Genomic DNA, 14,685 nt, shown 5'->3' on the forward strand with positions numbered 1-14,685 from the left:
AGAAGGGGTGCCATGCGGATTCTCGTCTCCGGCGCCAGCGTCGCCGGTCCGGTGCTGGCCTACTGGCTCACCAGACACGGCTTCTCCGTCACCGTCGTCGAGCGCGCGTCGGCGCTGCGCAAGACCGGCGGCCACGCGGTCGACCTGTTCCGGCCCGCGATGAACATCTCGGAGAAGATGGGCGTGCTCCCGCGCATCGAGGATCGGGCCACCGGCACGAACCGGATGACCATCTACCGGGAGGGCTCACGGCGTCCCGTCCGGGCGGACCTCTCCAAGATCTACGGCGCCACCTCCGACCGGCACGTCGAGATCATGCGCGACGACCTGAGCGAGATCTACTACGACGCCGCACGCGACGACGTCGAGTACGTCTTCGGCGACTCGATCACCGCGATCTCGCCCGACGGCGAGGTGCGGTTCGAAAACGCCGCGCCGCGCCGCTTCGACCTCGTCGTCGGCGCGGACGGGCTGCACTCCAACGTGCGCCGCCTCGTCTTCGATGAGGAGTCCCGCTTCAACGCCTTCGTAGGGGCCTACCTCGGGGTGCTGACCCTGCCGAACGTCTCCGACCTCGACGGCGAGCTCCTCATCCACGTCGGTGTCGGCCGCACTGCCGGCATGTACGGCGCGCGGCACCTCGGTGACGCGCGGGCGTTGTTCCTGTTCCGGAGCGAGCGCGAACTCGACTACCACCACCACGACGTGCCCCGGCAGAAGGAGCTGCTGCGCGGTGCGTTCGCCGGCATGCACCCTGACGTGGACCGCTGGCTGGACGAACTCGACCGCACCCCGGCGTTCTACTTCGACTCGATCACCCAGCTCCGCATGGACACCTGGTCGCAGGGAAAAGTGACACTCGTCGGCGACGCGGGCTACTGCCCCGGTCCAGCCGTCGGTGGCAGCACCACCCTGGCCGTCGTCGGCGCGTACGTCCTCGCCGGAGAGCTGACACGGGCGGGCGGCGACCACGAGCGTGCCTTCCCCGCCTACGAGCGCGTGATGGCGGAGCACGTGCACGGCAGCCGCGCGGTCGCGCTGAGTGCGGCGAAGACCCTGATCCCCACATCCCACCTCGGCGTGTGGGGACTTGCCCAGGGCGCTCGCCTGATCTCCGCCCTGCCCACGGGCCCCAGCCGCGCCCTCGTTCGCCTCACGACCAAGAGCGCACGCCTCTACAACTCCGTGACCGTCGACGACTACCCGCCGTCGCCCGCCGCATCAGCAGGCCGGGGCAGCCTCCCGGGTGACCCCGGAGGCGGTCTCGGGGCGGAGTGAGGAGTGCTCGCCGCCCTTTTTGTCGGCCATCGACCCCTCGCAGCCCTCGCCTCGGCCAACGTCACCGCGGCAGATTGGCTGTGCGCTCGGGCTGGGCGGCTGCGATGTAGCACATGGCCGTCTGCGCGGTGATGCCGAACAGCCGCATCAGGTGCAGCGGATCGGTACTTTGCGTCGGATGGGGCGACCAGTGGTGCCCGTCCGTCCCTGCTCAGACCTCGTTCGATCAGGCCGTGGCGGGCTCAGGTTCGGCCGTGGCAGGTGTCAGCCGGCCGCCACGATGCAGCCCGTGAAGAGAGCCGGCACAGACCAGGCCGAGGACGAGCAGGGCGAGCCAGGGCAGTGCCGACACACCGGCCGCCCTGGCGGCGTCGAGGGCCGCTCCGGTGAGGAGGTTGCCCAGGGTGATGCCGATGCCGCAGATGGTGTTGTAGAGCCCGTAGTGGGTGGCGACCAGGCGGTCGCCGGAGAGCTGGACGATCGTGTCCATCTCGAACGGGTACGCGATCATCGTGCCCAGCGCCAGGAGCAGGGCCGCCAGAGTGGGCGGCACGGCGGCAATGAGCAGGCGCCCGATCCCCTCGGCCGGCACGGGTAGCGCCGTCGCCGCGAGCAGCGGTGCGAACGCCAGGCCCATGCTCAAAAGCCCCCAGGTCAGGGCCTGTCCGGGCGCCAGGCGCTCCTTGCACCAGGCGGTCACCCGGGTCTGGCCGAAGATCGTGGCGAGACCGGAGGCGGCGAACAGCAGCCCGACCGCCGCCGTCCCGAACTCCCCCGCGCCGCCCAGTCGTCGTACCTCCAGCGGCAGCGCCAGATACACCTGGAAGGACAGCACGTACGAGCCGATCATGGCCGTGGCAAAGAGCAGGAACGCACGGTTGCGCAGCACACCCCGCCACTGCGCCAGCAGGCCCTCCGGGCCACCGTCGGCGCCCGTCCCCCGATCCGCGCGGCGGGCCGGGAGCGAGCGGGTCTGTACGACGCTCAGCAGTGCGAAGACCGCCGCCGAGACGAGGCACGTGATGCGGAAGTCGAGGCCGGTCAGCAGCATCCCCACCAGCGGGCCGAGCAGGATCCCGGCCTGGTAGAAGACGTTGAACAAGGCGAAGGCCTCGACCCTGCGCTCGCCCGCGTCGGCCGCGAGGTACGCCCGTACGGCGGGGTTGAACAACGCGCCCGCGAAGCCGGTCGCCGCCGACGCGGCGATCAGGGCCGGAACCGAGTCCACGAGGCCCAGGGTGGCGAAGCCGACGGTGCGCAGGACGCATCCGGCCACGATCAGCGGCTTGTAGCCGAGCCGGTCGGCCATTGTGCCGCCGATCAGGAACATGCCCTGCTGGCTGAAGTTGCGCACGCCCAGGACGAGTCCGACCAGCCAGCCGGCCAGGTCGAGCGTTCCGGACAGATGCTGGGCCAGGTAGGGCATCAGCATGTAGAAGCCGAGGTTGATGGTGAACTGGTTCGCCAGGAGCAGTTGGACGCTGCGCTCGTAGGACCGGATCTGCGTGAGCGTCGACTTCACCGCGTCTCACCCGCCTCGGCGACCGGAGCGAGCGGATCGCTGACGGTGGAGCAGCGCGTCCAGCGGACGACCTCCTTCTCGTCGGGGCGGCCGACCACGTCGGGTTCGGCGGTGGGTGTCACGTCCAGCAGGCCGTGTTCGGCGCAGTACCCGTCGTCGTACACGGTCTCCAGGTAGCGCTGTGGTCCGTCGGGGAAGACCGCCACGATGCGGGTGCTCGCAGGACTCGTACGGGCGAGCCAGCCGGCCACGAGCGCGACCGCGCCGACGCTCCAGCCGCCGGTGGCGTAGTGGGAGGCGGCCAACTGCCTGCAGGCCCAGACCGATTCGCCCGGTGCCACCCAGTGCACCTCGCTGAAGTGGTCGTAGGCGACGTTGCGCGGGTGGATGCTGGAGCCGAGTCCGCGCATGAGGCGGGGCCGGGCGGGCTGGCCGAAGATGGTCGAGCCGACGGTGTCCACACCCACCAGCCGCATCCCGGGATAGAGCTGACGCAGCACTCGGGAGATGCCCGCCGAGTGGCCTCCCGTTCCGACACTGCAGACGAGTACGTCGATGTGGCCCAGCTGGGAGGCGAGTTCGAGGGCGAGCGGGGTGTAGGCGGCGACGTTGTCGGGGTTGCTGTACTGGTCGGGACACCAGGCACCGGGCTGCCGGGCCAGTAGCTCGGCGACACGGTCGCGGCGGGCCTGCTGCCAGCCGCCGGTCGGGTGGGGCTCGGGCACCATGTCGACGGTGGCGCCGTAGGCGGCGAGCAACCGGTTCATCGAGGGTTCGAGGCCCGGGTCGGTGACCAACGTGACGGGGTGGCCGTAGACCATCCCCGCCAGGGCGAGACCAAGCCCGAGGGTGCCGCTGGTCGACTCGACGAGCGGGCACCCCGGCTGCAACTCGCCCCGGGTGCGGGCCCGTTCGACCATGTGCAGGGCCGGGCGGTCCTTGATACCACCGGGGTTGAAGCCCTCCAGCTTGACCCAGAAGCCGCGGTCGGGCGGGGTGAAGGGCTGGGAGACGTGCAGGACAGGGGTGTTGCCGACAAGCCCCTGGAGGGAGGAGCCGGCGGGTGTGGAGTCACTCGTGGTCAGGGAGTGCATCTGGTTTCGCTCTCGTTCGGTGTGGACGCGTACGGATGCTCGTCTCGCGTGCCGGCCGAGGCACGGCGCGCGGCGGGCGGCATCAAGGCCGACCCGCGGCGCGGCATCTATATGCGCCACCGGCAGATGGCGGTGAGAGCGGACCTGCCGCCGCTCGGCAGCAGTCTTCGGAAGGCTCCGGACGGTTGGCGCGCGGGACTTTCCGTCCTGTCCGTCCGTGCCGTTGCGGTGACGGCGGGCGGTGTGACGCGAGCCGCCGACTGCAGTCGCGCGACGGGCCCGCGGTGGGACCCAAGACAGCGGTCGAAGGAGTCGGATGCGTCGAGGATCTCGCCCTCGGGGTTCTCCGCGAGGAGGAGGGCTTTACCCGGCGGGGTTGCCAACCGGTCGTGGGGCTGCTCCGACGCGTGGAGCCTGTCGCTGAGGCACCCCAGCAACATGAACAGCAGGGCGTACAGCATGCTCCGGGCAAGACGGGTCCTGTGGAAAGCACGCCCGCATTGCTCAGGAGTACGAGAGGTGACAAAGGTGGGCGGCACACGTCCTCCGCGCGGCTGCTGCCCTGACCGGAACACTCACGGCAGAGGCAGAGATCAGTGGGGGGTGGTGGAGAAAGCCGTCGACCATCCCCGCGTCACGCTGTGAAGGCCATGCGCAGGAGGTCAGACGCCGTGAACCGGACGCCGATGGGACACACGACCGCGGCCATGGGCCGCGTCCGCGAATTCCCGGGAGACGTCAACCGGTCCGGCGAGCGCTGACCTAGATGCGAAGAACCGCCGAGTCCGAGTGCGCTATCGGGGCCACGGCGCCCTGCGCTGCGGAGTGACGGGGGTACGCCAACCGGGGCATGCCGCCGCTATCGCTCGCCGACCTCAGCGGAGAGAGGCAGGGCACGGCCAGATCGGGTCCGTGGGGAGGTTGTCCGAGCGCGCACTCGTGAACTGCGTGCTGCTCTCCGTGGCCGTCGTGATGACCACCCGCCTGCTCATCCGCCGATAGTGGCAGCGTGGCACTCGCAACGTTTCCGTTTTCGGCAGTGGACTCGAAATGAACGCTGGAGACCGAGACGCCCGCGCCGTATTCGAGGTGACTCACCGTCGCTTCCGGGCTGGCTGCGTGCGTATACAGCAGGCCGAAGAGGAACAGGCCCAGTCCCAGGGCACGCCACAGAGCCGCCGATGAGCGGCTCCGCTGCACGCCGGAAGGAGACCAGGCCGTAATCATGCCGTGATCCTAACCCCAAGTGGGAGCCTTGGCATTCCGAGCCGTCACAACACCGCGTGAACAAGCCACACGCCGGACCCACCGCCACCCGGTAGGCCCAACGACAGGACTCGGCTTGGTAGTTCATCGAGTGCAAACGACCCGATCGGCCTCAATGGGGGCGGTGGACAACGGTGTGGTCGACGGCGGCGTGCGCTCGACCACACCGTCTCCCGACGACGCGTCAGCTCTTACCGAGCATCTTGTTCATCTGCTCGATCTCGGCGGTCTGGGCCGTGATCACGTCGTCTGCGAGCTCCACGGCGGCACCGTACTTGCCATCGGCCTTCTCGCTCTTGGCCATCTCGATGGCACCTTCATGGTGCTCGACCATCATCTCGAGGAACATCTTGTCGAACTCGGTGCCGGAGGCCTTGTCCAGTTTCTCCATGTCCTGGCTGCTCATCATGCCGGGCATCGAATGCGACATGCCGTGGTCCATGCCCGGCATGGAGGAGGACATGTCCTCGGGGACCTCCTCGCCCCACGCGGTGAGCCAGCCGGACATCGTCTTGATCTCCGGATCCTGCGCGCCCTTGATCTTCGCGGCGAGGTCCTTGACCTCCTGTGCCGAGGCGCGGCTCGTGGCCAGCTCGGCCATCTCCACGGCCTGACGGTGATGCTGGATCATCTCCGAGGAGAAGGAGACGTCCTGTTCGTTGTGGGCACCGGCTTCGGCCGACGCGGTCGCGGACGAGCCGGAGTCGTGGTTCATCGACCCCATGTCGTGACCCCCGCTGCCGCTGTCGCTGTCGCCGCCACAGGCGGTCAGGACGAGGGCGGCGGCGCCTGCCGTGACGGCGAGGGCGGTACGACGGATGAGCCTGCGGTGTGCATTCATGATTGAGCTCCTGCGTTCGGATCTGGTGAAGGGCATGCCGCAGCGCCTCGCCGCCTCCGCATGGGCGAGCAGCGACGCGCGGGCCTCTCTAGATCCGCAACAACTGGAGTTCAGCAAGCGAGGGGGGAGCCCGACCGCCGTAGGGACCGGTGCCGGCCGGAGAGGTGCGCAGATGCTCCGACCCCGCACAGGCCTCCGTGTCGGGCAGCAGTACCGGCGCCACCACGGGTGTTCCACTCACGGACGCGGAAGCGCAGGTCGGATCCGCGTGGCCTGTGTGACCCGTGCAGCCGCCGTCGCCGTGATCGCATTCGGCCGGTAGCGGCACCGTGACATCCGTCTGCACGGCCGCCGGCATCCGCCCGTGCTCGGATGAGGCGTGGACGGCTCCGGGCATTGGGCCCAGGCCGTGCATGCCGAGCAGGCCCAGCAGCAGCGCGCACACGAGCAGCCCGAAGGACCGCAACGCCGAGTGCGGTCGAGCGAGCTGTCCCAGGCGGATCACGGCCTCATCCTAGGCATGGATCACGGTCCTCCTGCATGACGGAGGTCACCGCAGTAGGCGCGACGAGGCGGGCTACGAGCCCACTGGCCGACCATGACCCCGCGCCTTCGCCCCCGAAACGTGACAGGTCAGCCGTCTACTATGGCCTTGCGTATTCGGTGGCGAAAAGGAGTCAGGGCCATGCGGCGACTGGGGGATCTGGAGGCGGAAATCATGGACCGCCTGTGGACGTGGAACCGTCCGGCGACGGTGCGCGAGATAGTCGACGACATCAACAAGACCCGCCCCCTCGCCTACACCACGGTGATGACCGTCACCAACATCCTCTACACCAAGGGCTGGCTGCTCCGCGGCAAGCAGGGCCGCGCCTGGCTGTACTCACCGGTCCGCAGTCGCGAGGCGTACGCCGCCGCACTCATGGAGGACGGCTTGGGAGAGAGCAAGGACCGTCCCACAGCGCTGGTCCACTTCGTCGAGAACATGTCACAGGAAGAGCTCACTGCGTTGCGCAAGGCCCTGCGGAACGTGAGTCGACAGGGCAAGGCGGACTCGTGAACGCCACCCCGGCGCTGGTGGGCTACACCGCAGCGGTGGGCTTCGTCGCCCCGAGCCTGCTGCTGCGCAGCAACTGGCCGCACCAGGCCCCTGCGCTGGCGGCTGCCGTGTGGCACGCCCTGGCAGTGTCGTTCTCGATCGCGGCCGCGCTCACCGCGGCCAGCGTGGTCATGCCGACCGAGCATCTGCACACGGGCCTCGCGGACCTGCTCCACACCTGCGGGCTGGACGTGTGGGCGGGACAGCCCACGTCCGACACGGCGTACCGGCCGGCGGGCGCAGTCCCGGTGGCCATCGGGACCGCCCTCGTCGCCAGTTTCACCTTTCACGTCGTACGAGCCCGCCGCGCACGGAATCAGCACCGGGCGGCCGTCGACCTGGTGGGCCGGCACTCGACCCGCCTCTGCGCCACGGTACTCCCGTACGGGATCCCTGCCGCGTACTGTCTGCCGGGCCGCCGGGCCCGGATCGTGATCAGCGACGCGGCGGTACGCCAACTGACGCCCGATCAACTCGCCGCCGTACTGGAGCACGAGCAGGCGCACATCACGGGCCGGCACCATCTGATCCTGGCCGCCGTGGAGGCCTTCCACTCGGTGTTCCGGTGGGTGCCGCTGGCCCGCCACGCACGCGAGCAGACCACACTGCTGCTGGAGATGGTCGCGGACGACCGTGCGCTGCGCCGCCACTCCCACGAGGTGCTGGCCACCGCGATATACGAGATGGCCGCGGCCCGAGCCCCGAAGGGGACCCTGGCCGCGGGTGGCCACACCGTACTCATCCGCCTGAAGCGAGTCCTCGCCCCCCGCAAGGCTCCGCACCCCGCTGTGTGGGGCTCCGTCGCCGCCCTGACCCTGGCGGTTCCACTGCTGCCACTGCTCGTGGCCTGTCCGCCGGGTCTCGGCTGACCTGATGCCAGTGAGACCGGTGCGACTCGGACTGGCTTGCGACGCCTACTACGAAGCTACTAAGTTCTCACCCATTCGATGAATACGGCGCTGAGTGCCGGGGCTCGCGCCCCGGTCTTGGGTCCACGGAGACGGTGCCGAAGCTGACTGGTGCCGACTCGACGGCCAAGCCCGTCACCCGGTCCACAGACGCGCAAAGGAGTCGCCCCCGCATGGGAACGCACCGCCGGCCGAAGCCGCCCAGCCGTGCCCGAATCGCCACGCTCGGGGTGGCCGCTGGTGCGGTCAGTCTCCTCCCGAGCCAGAGCCAGGCGGCCCCAAAACCCTCGGTGGACGAGGTGCGCAAGCAGGTGGAGAAGCTCTACGAGGAGGCAGAGGCTCCCACCGAGGAGTACAACGGCATCCTCGAGAAGCAGCAAAAGCTCCAGCGCGAAGTGGACGGCGCGCAGGACCGCTTGGCCCGCATGCAGCACGAGATCAACGAACTGCGCGAGAAGATAGGCCCGTTGGCCGCGGCGCAGTACCGCAGCGGCGCCATCGACCCGAGCGTGCAGCTCTTTCTCGCCGGCGACCCGGACGACTACCTCGACAAGGCCCAGGCACTCGGCCGCACGAGTGACCGACAGGCCGAAGCCCTGCGAGCGCTGCAGAGCAAGCAGCGGGAACTCGCCCAGGAACGCGCGGGCGCCGCGACGCGGCTGAAGTCCCTGGAGGAGGCGCGGGCCAGGGCCAAGGAGAAGAAGGACGAAGTCCAAGCCAAGCTCACGAAGGCGCGCAAGCTCCTGAACAGCCTCACCGCCACCCAGCGCGCCAAGATGGCGGCGGACCAGAAGAGCGAGGATGCCGCCGCGGGCACCAGCGACGCCCCGGCCACCTACAACGGCCCCGCCGGCGGCCGCGCCAAGACCGCCATCGACTTCGCTTACGCCCAGCTCGGCAAGCCCTACGAGTGGGGGTCCACGGGGCCCGACTCCTACGACTGCTCGGGTCTGGTGGGTGCGGCCTGGCGCGCGGCGGGCGTCTCACTGCCCCGCACCGTGAAGCAGATGTACGACGCCGGCCGCAAGGTGGCGCAGTCGGACCTGCAACCCGGCGACATCATCTACTGGTACAACGACAGCCAGCACAACGGCATCTACATCGGCGACGGCAAGGCGATCCACGCCCCCCGCACCGGCAAGAACATCGAGATCACCCCCGTGAGCTACATGCCGTTCTACGCTGCGACCAGGCCCTGATCACAAACCCCGCACCATCAAGGAACTTCTTTTGACCGCACGCCCGATCCCCCGCGCCCTGATCGCCACCGTCGGGACCACGCTCGCTTCTCTGGTCCTCGCCGCCTGCGGCAGCGGAGTAGCCGACACGGGCGAGGAGGCATCGACGTCGTCCGAAACCCTGTCCCACGTGCACGGCCTGGGCGTCGACCCGGCCGACGGACGTGTGTACGTCGCGACCCACCAGGGCCTGTACACGGTCGCCAGGGGCCAGAAACCGAAGCTCGTCGGCGACCGCAAGGACGACTTCATGGGCTTCACCGTGACCGGCGAGAAGACGTTCATCGCCAGTGGGCACGGCGCCCCCGGCACCGACCGTCCGGGCAACGTGGGTCTCATCGAGACCAAGGACGCGGGCCGCACGTGGACGTCCCGGTCGCTGTCGGGAGAGGCCGACTTCCATTCCCTCGACTCGGCCAGGGGCACCGTCTATGGATACGAGGGTGGCCGGATCCGCATCAGCACTGACCTCAAGAACTGGGACGATGGGGCGACCCTGGAGGCCCTCGATCTCGCGGTGAGTCCCGCCGGCGACAAACTGCTGGCCACCACGGCGAAAGGCGTCGTCACCAGCACCGACGGCGGCCGCACCTTCAGCGACGGTTCCGGACAGGTTCAGGCGTTCCTGTCCTGGCCCGCCGAGAAGTCCCTCTTCGGCATCGACACGTCCGGAAAGCTGAGCAGCAGCATGGACGGCGGTACGACGTGGAAGCAACTCACGACCGTGCCCGGCGGCCGGCCCCAGGCGCTGACCGCCGTCGACGCCGACCACATTCTCGCCGCGACGATGACGGGCGTGTACGAGTCGCGCGACGGCGGCAAAACCTTCGCCCAACTCGCGCCGCTCGCTTCCTGAGTTGGGCGACACGAAAGCCCGGCCGGATGAACGGTCAGGCCACGCACGACCGATCATTCACGAGCATCCCCTGGGACCACCGCCGCAGTACCGCAATCAGCATGCCGCCGGGCCGACGCCGACGCCGACCCGCTGATGTCTATGCCGGTGACCCGGTAGCCGGCGACGGCCAGAGTGCGTGCGACCGGCGCCCCGCTGCCGCAGCCCAGGTCCAGCACTGTCCCACCGGCCGGGATCCGTTGGCAGAGGTCGCCAAGCAGTGACTGGTACTTCGTCTCGGCGCCGTACGCCTCGTCGTAACGCAAGGAGACGGCTAACAAATATCTCGACACCTTGTCGATCATCGAGCATTGATGACGCGTCCGGAAGGTGGCTGGATTCGCTCGCCCTGCCGGGCGATCTGATCTTGGAGGTAAGTCGCTGTCCTGGCGGAGTGGTCCATCCGTAGGATCGCGTCATGGCTGCCGATGCCCCGATCACCCGAGAGTCGTTCCGACGCGTTCTGTCGATCAACACGCCCGGACCGATGTCGCAGCTCCCCGGTCGTGTCTGGACGGACGCCGACTGGGACCGGATCCGGAGAGGGTATCGGGCCCGGGACATGGATGAGAAGTGGAACGTCTTCGCTGAGGACAGGGTCGTCTATCTGCACCGCAGTTGGACCGGCTTTGGCGTCTTCGAAGCGACGTTCGCACCTGTCGAGGGTGGTGGTTGGCGGATCGCCTCAGCCGTCGTGGAAGCGGGCCGCGGGGGCCTTCATGGGAACTCGGCCGACTATGACTGCCTGATGCTGGAGCTGGTGCTCAGCGGTGTCGTGCTCGGAGAGCCGGCAGTGGAACTTCGTCAACAGCTGGTGGAGGTGGTGCGTCAGGCCTCGGGAGTGGCCGACGCTTCCGCCGGTGTGGTCCAGCACAGCATGCTGGGGCTGCGTTCGGACTCGTAGCCAGCGTCTCGATCGGGCTGACTGCGATTGGCCACGTGCCAGTGCGGAGGGCCTGCGTCAGGGTCTGGATCACGGTGCCGTCGCTGTTCGCTGCGACCGGAGCCCGGCCTCCGCGCGGTTGGTTGCGCCCTTGCTCATATCCTGGGCTGCCTTCTTGAGGGCTGTGACGCGGCGAGTGCCGATGTCCTTGTTGGCGGGGGCGGGGAGGTCAGTCATCGAAGGGGCCGCCTTTCGTGCCCGACGCTGCGGAATGGTCTTGGTAGCCGTCGCGGCCCAGGACGCCGGGGCCGCGAACGGCGGTGGTGCTGTTGTCGGATTGGGCTCGCAGGGCGGTGATTTCCAGGCGCATGCTGCGGATCTCGGCGTTGCGCTGTTCCAGCCAGACGTTGGCCGAGCTCATCGGCTCCCCGTAGCGGTCGGTGTGTCGGGCCTGCCGGGATGCGACCAGGGACTCAGTCTCGGTGAGCCGGCGTCGGATGTCGGGCAGGAAGGTGCGGTCGGTGGTGCCGACACCCTCACGCGGCCACGACCTGGATCGGGCGCCCCGCCGTTGGCCGTTCGCCCCCTGTTAGGTCTTGCTCCGCGCCCGCCGGCGCCGGCCTGGCAGCCGTCCAGACCGGCGGACGGGGCGACGTCATGCGGGGACGCCGAGCGGCGGGTGCTCGAGCACGCGGGGCTTGTACTCGACCAGCTGGATGCGGCCGTCGAAGGTGCGGTGCTCGATCATCTCGAGGGCAACGTCCGGATAGCCGTCGTAGATGCGTTCTTCGCCCGTGGCCCCGGTGATCACCGGGAACATCACGACCCGGAAGCGGTCGACGAGTCCAGCTCGTAGCAAGGACCGGCACAGGCTCAGGCTGCCGATCGTGCTGAGGAGCCCCGAGCCACTCGACTTCATGGCGCGGACCGCCTCGACGGCGTCGTCGCGGACGAGCGTGGAGTTGGCCCACGTCAGTGGCTCCTCGAGTGAAGAGGAGAACACCACCTTGGACGCTTGCGTGAGCTCGTCGACGGACGCCTCTTCCTCGGGCCTGAACTCGTCTTGGCCATTCGGGACCTCACCTGCGGCGAAGCCCGACATCAGGCGGTAGGTGTTCGCTCCCATCAGGTAGGTGGCCTCGGGCTGCTTGCCGAGCCATGCGAGGTACTCCGGGCCCTCGAGGCCCCAGAACCCGGGCCATCCCTCTCCCGATGCGTGGCCGTCGAGGGAGGTGATGAAGTCGACGAGAAGCTCCGACATGGCGGTGTCCTTTCCTAGCGTGTCACGAGCTTGGACCGGCCGGGAGCCACAAACTCATCGGCCGCGCTGTGGAGTAACGAGAAAACCCATGACGATGCAGCCGATCAGGCCTGCGGACGGCACTGCTTCGGAGGGCGCGGAGACCCACATGATTGCACTATGCACGCAGTCGGGGAATGGTCTCGCACGATTGGGCACGGCGGTTTGAGTTCTGTCAAAGGTCCAGCTCAGCCCCACCCGCGAACAGCCCCACAAGCAGATCCCTGACGGTACCGCTCCGGGCCGTCCCCCGGGGCCACTTCGGGACGTCCGACATACACAGAACATCCACAAAACGGGGCCACGTGAAGTCGTCATGGTGGAGCCGCTGAACAACGTCACGGCCATCCAGGACGACGCGTGGCGGCTGTGCTCGTGACTCGTGTTGCTGCGCCACCCGTAACTGGTCAGCCCCCTCGGCTCGTACGACAGCGTCACCGCCACGAGCAGTACGAGAAGCGCCGCGGCGGCGTCGGCCACCAACTGGACCCTCATTCCCACGAGGCCGCCGCCTGAAAGGCTCGGTCCGGGCCGCAACATCGGCGACGTGGCCCACGATCTTCATGTGCACGAGCAGCAGGATCGTCGCAACCGATGCTGATCAGCCAGCGAGGACGAGGAAGGCGGTGACCGCCCCGAGCCAGCCTACCGAGGCGGTGACATGTGCGGTGAGGGTGAGCTTGCGGAGGCGGGGGTTCATGGCCGTCGCGCTCAGTGGCCGCCCATCCCGCCACCGATCGTGTGCATGAGCACGAATGCCACCAGCAGCGCGGATCCCGAGACGATACCGAACACCTTCGCCCAGCGGGGCATGCCCGGATGTGATGCAGGGCCGTGCTCATAGGCGGCGGTATCGGGGCGGGAGGTCGAGCCAGCCGTGTGTGGTCCTCAGATGCTCGAATGCCGGACGCGCAGTACAGGGCGCGCGACGACGTACCGGCAACGAGTAGCCTCGTTGAGCCTGGCGGCACATCCGCCGTCCGGACTGGCTATGATCGCGCCGTGCTCATGCAACGGACGGTCACAGCGACGCCGAGGGCCCGCACGGCGGCTCCGCAGCTGAACCGTCTGCTGTGCCTGGCGACACTGTTGCTCGGCCTGCTGTTCACGCACGGACTGCATGGAGAAAGCGCCACCGGCCACCTCGATGCCGGGGTCACCACATCACTGTCCACGGACGGGCTGGAGCCCTCCGCGGATCACCATCACGATCAACCTGAGGACGGCGGGTCCACGGACTCCGCGCACAACTGCGCACCGGGTCAGCCGAACGAAGTGCTCGACGTACCTCCGCCCAGCACTTCGCCGCTCGAAGCGACCGATCTCTGCGGTCTGTTGCTTCTCTCTGGCACGCGAGCCGTCACCGCAAGCCCACAGACAGGCTTTCCCCCACAGACATCTGTGCTGCGCATTTAGGCAGACAGGGCACGCCCCTGCCTGTCGGCAGCTGTTCACCAACGCCTCCGTCGGCTCGGTGAAGGGCTTCGTGCGCTCAGAAACGCCGACGCAGCAACCGTGCCCTCGGGCCCGGCCGAGTACCCCGTGACTGGTCCATGCCGGGACCCGGCCTGCCCTCACTTCCTCGTCCCTGGAACTTCCAAGCCGCCGAAAGGCCCTTCCTTGTCCCTCGTCACCGACCACGCCGCATCCTCCTCCGCAACCCAGCCGCACCCTGAAGGCGGCCGAGCGGCCGCCCGCCGCGCTCGCTCTCGCCACCGCGCGCGCAAGCCGGCCCCGCTCGCGGGCCGCTACGTCGGATACGTCCTGTACTTCGTCGGCGCGGGCCTGATCAGTGGCGCCGTCGTACACCACCCTCTGGATCCGGCCCGGTACACGAAGATTGCCATCCTCGGCGTCCTGGTGTTCCTGACGGCAACACTCGTCAACGAGTTCCTGCTTGCCGCCGACCGCCCCGCTCTCCCCCGTGCCGTCCTCGTCATCGTGTCTTCGCTGCTGCTCTCGTTCGGCATCGGCATGCTCAGCGGCGGCCTGCAGCACTTCGAGGACTTCCCGGCCAGGGGCGCTGTACTTGTCCCCCTCGGTATCACCGTTTCCTTCGTCGCGTTCGTACTCAAGGACCCCCAGTCCTCTTGGCGCCGCATATTCGGCCCTGTTGGGCTGGCCGTCCTGCTCACTGCGACCGTCAGTTTCTTCGGCCTGCGCACGATCGCGGACGGGCTTGGCGAGACGCCTGGCGAGGGCGGCCACAGCCATGGCGGCGGTACGGAAGAGGAGCCGGACGAGCACGAGGCCGGTGAGGAGGCACCTGCGTCCTCCTCCGAGCCAACGGCCCCGAAGACTACCGCCCCGACCGCCACGGAGTCCGGTCACACCGAGGATGGTCACAGCCACTGAGACCCG

The 14,685-nt window shown here is 68.7% G+C and carries 14 protein-coding genes; 7 read left to right on the top strand and 7 right to left on the bottom strand.

Annotated features, from left to right (window positions below; genetic code table 11):
• Positions 1–12: 12 nt before the first annotated feature.
• Complete coding sequence (locus ABZO29_RS03525; protein WP_367318635.1) at positions 13–1,278, top strand: FAD-dependent monooxygenase; 1,266 nt, start codon at positions 13–15, stop codon at positions 1,276–1,278.
• 226 nt (positions 1,279–1,504) lie between these two features.
• Here the strand turns inward: ABZO29_RS03525 and ABZO29_RS03530 are convergent, their stop codons facing one another.
• The 4 genes from ABZO29_RS03530 to ABZO29_RS03545 all read right to left on the bottom strand — a co-directional run bounded on the left by ABZO29_RS03530 (position 1,505) and on the right by ABZO29_RS03545 (position 6,506).
• Positions 1,505–2,800: an MFS transporter gene (locus tag ABZO29_RS03530; protein WP_367318636.1), complete on the bottom strand. Its 1,296-nt coding sequence runs from the start codon at positions 2,798–2,800 to the stop codon at positions 1,505–1,507.
• Positions 2,797–3,894 (bottom strand): PLP-dependent cysteine synthase family protein, encoded by a 1,098-nt coding sequence (locus ABZO29_RS03535; RefSeq protein WP_367318637.1) that lies wholly within the window; start codon positions 3,892–3,894, stop codon positions 2,797–2,799. The genes ABZO29_RS03530 and ABZO29_RS03535 overlap by 4 nt, the downstream gene beginning before the upstream one ends.
• A gap of 1,450 nt (positions 3,895–5,344) precedes the next feature.
• Complete coding sequence (locus tag ABZO29_RS03540; RefSeq protein WP_367318638.1) at positions 5,345–6,001, bottom strand: DUF305 domain-containing protein; 657 nt, start codon at positions 5,999–6,001, stop codon at positions 5,345–5,347.
• Between the two features lie 88 nt (positions 6,002–6,089).
• Positions 6,090–6,506 carry a DUF6153 family protein gene (locus ABZO29_RS03545; protein ID WP_367318639.1) on the bottom strand — a complete coding sequence of 139 codons (417 nt, stop codon included), beginning with the start codon at positions 6,504–6,506 and terminating at the stop codon, positions 6,090–6,092.
• A 180-nt stretch (positions 6,507–6,686) separates the two neighbouring features.
• On the opposite strand from ABZO29_RS03545, the gene ABZO29_RS03550 reads away from it, so the two are divergent.
• From ABZO29_RS03550 to ABZO29_RS03565, 4 genes are all read left to right on the top strand, one after another.
• Positions 6,687–7,061, top strand: a complete 375-nt coding sequence (locus ABZO29_RS03550; RefSeq protein ID WP_367318640.1) for a BlaI/MecI/CopY family transcriptional regulator — start codon at positions 6,687–6,689, stop codon at positions 7,059–7,061.
• On the top strand, positions 7,058–7,969 hold the full coding sequence (locus ABZO29_RS03555; RefSeq protein ID WP_367318641.1) for a M56 family metallopeptidase: 912 nt from the start codon (positions 7,058–7,060) through the stop codon (positions 7,967–7,969). Before ABZO29_RS03550 ends, ABZO29_RS03555 begins: the two co-directional genes overlap by 4 nt.
• A gap of 212 nt (positions 7,970–8,181) precedes the next feature.
• Positions 8,182–9,207: an NlpC/P60 family protein gene (locus tag ABZO29_RS03560; protein WP_367318642.1), complete on the top strand. Its 1,026-nt coding sequence runs from the start codon at positions 8,182–8,184 to the stop codon at positions 9,205–9,207.
• A gap of 31 nt (positions 9,208–9,238) precedes the next feature.
• Positions 9,239–10,102, top strand: coding sequence for a F510_1955 family glycosylhydrolase (locus ABZO29_RS03565; protein ID WP_367318643.1), 864 nt, complete (start codon positions 9,239–9,241; stop codon positions 10,100–10,102).
• Positions 10,103–10,155: 53 nt separating this feature from the next.
• Here the strand turns inward: ABZO29_RS03565 and ABZO29_RS03570 are convergent, their stop codons facing one another.
• The gene (locus tag ABZO29_RS03570; protein WP_367318644.1) at positions 10,156–10,446 is read right to left on the bottom strand and encodes a class I SAM-dependent methyltransferase; all 291 of its coding nucleotides are present in this window, start codon (positions 10,444–10,446) and stop codon (positions 10,156–10,158) included.
• A 113-nt stretch (positions 10,447–10,559) separates the two neighbouring features.
• On the opposite strand from ABZO29_RS03570, the gene ABZO29_RS03575 reads away from it, so the two are divergent.
• Positions 10,560–11,045 carry a hypothetical protein gene (locus ABZO29_RS03575; RefSeq protein ID WP_367318645.1) on the top strand — a complete coding sequence of 162 codons (486 nt, stop codon included), beginning with the start codon at positions 10,560–10,562 and terminating at the stop codon, positions 11,043–11,045.
• 208 nt (positions 11,046–11,253) lie between these two features.
• On the opposite strand, the gene ABZO29_RS03580 is transcribed toward ABZO29_RS03575, so the two are convergent.
• Both ABZO29_RS03580 and ABZO29_RS03585 read right to left on the bottom strand, forming a co-directional pair.
• The gene (locus ABZO29_RS03580) at positions 11,254–11,445 is read right to left on the bottom strand and encodes a hypothetical protein (protein WP_367318646.1); all 192 of its coding nucleotides are present in this window, start codon (positions 11,443–11,445) and stop codon (positions 11,254–11,256) included.
• A gap of 234 nt (positions 11,446–11,679) precedes the next feature.
• Positions 11,680–12,285 (bottom strand): dihydrofolate reductase family protein, encoded by a 606-nt coding sequence (locus ABZO29_RS03585; protein WP_365189037.1) that lies wholly within the window; start codon positions 12,283–12,285, stop codon positions 11,680–11,682.
• Positions 12,286–13,944: 1,659 nt separating this feature from the next.
• On the opposite strand from ABZO29_RS03585, the gene ABZO29_RS03590 reads away from it, so the two are divergent.
• Positions 13,945–14,679 carry a hypothetical protein gene (locus ABZO29_RS03590; RefSeq protein ID WP_367318647.1) on the top strand — a complete coding sequence of 245 codons (735 nt, stop codon included), beginning with the start codon at positions 13,945–13,947 and terminating at the stop codon, positions 14,677–14,679.
• Positions 14,680–14,685 lie beyond the last annotated feature (6 nt).

The sequence above is a fragment of the Streptomyces sp. HUAS ZL42 genome (assembly GCF_040782645.1).
Lineage (GTDB): Bacteria > Actinomycetota > Actinomycetes > Streptomycetales > Streptomycetaceae > Streptomyces.

Bases quoted from the DNA above. Each gene is read 5' to 3' on its own strand.
- ABZO29_RS03525 (WP_367318635.1), top strand. From the start codon at position 13: ATGCGGATTCTCGTCTCCGGCGCCAGCGTCGCCGGTCCGGTGCTGGCC.
- ABZO29_RS03535 (WP_367318637.1), bottom strand. From the start codon at position 3,894: ATGCACTCCCTGACCACGAGTGACTCCACACCCGCCGGCTCCTCCCTC.
- ABZO29_RS03540 (WP_367318638.1), bottom strand. From the start codon at position 6,001: ATGAATGCACACCGCAGGCTCATCCGTCGTACCGCCCTCGCCGTCACG.
- ABZO29_RS03550 (WP_367318640.1), top strand. From the start codon at position 6,687: ATGCGGCGACTGGGGGATCTGGAGGCGGAAATCATGGACCGCCTGTGG.
- ABZO29_RS03560 (WP_367318642.1), top strand. From the start codon at position 8,182: ATGGGAACGCACCGCCGGCCGAAGCCGCCCAGCCGTGCCCGAATCGCC.
- ABZO29_RS03570 (WP_367318644.1), bottom strand. From the start codon at position 10,446: ATGATCGACAAGGTGTCGAGATATTTGTTAGCCGTCTCCTTGCGTTAC.
- ABZO29_RS03575 (WP_367318645.1), top strand. From the start codon at position 10,560: ATGGCTGCCGATGCCCCGATCACCCGAGAGTCGTTCCGACGCGTTCTG.
- ABZO29_RS03580 (WP_367318646.1), bottom strand. From the start codon at position 11,445: ATGAGCTCGGCCAACGTCTGGCTGGAACAGCGCAACGCCGAGATCCGC.
- ABZO29_RS03585 (WP_365189037.1), bottom strand. From the start codon at position 12,285: ATGTCGGAGCTTCTCGTCGACTTCATCACCTCCCTCGACGGCCACGCA.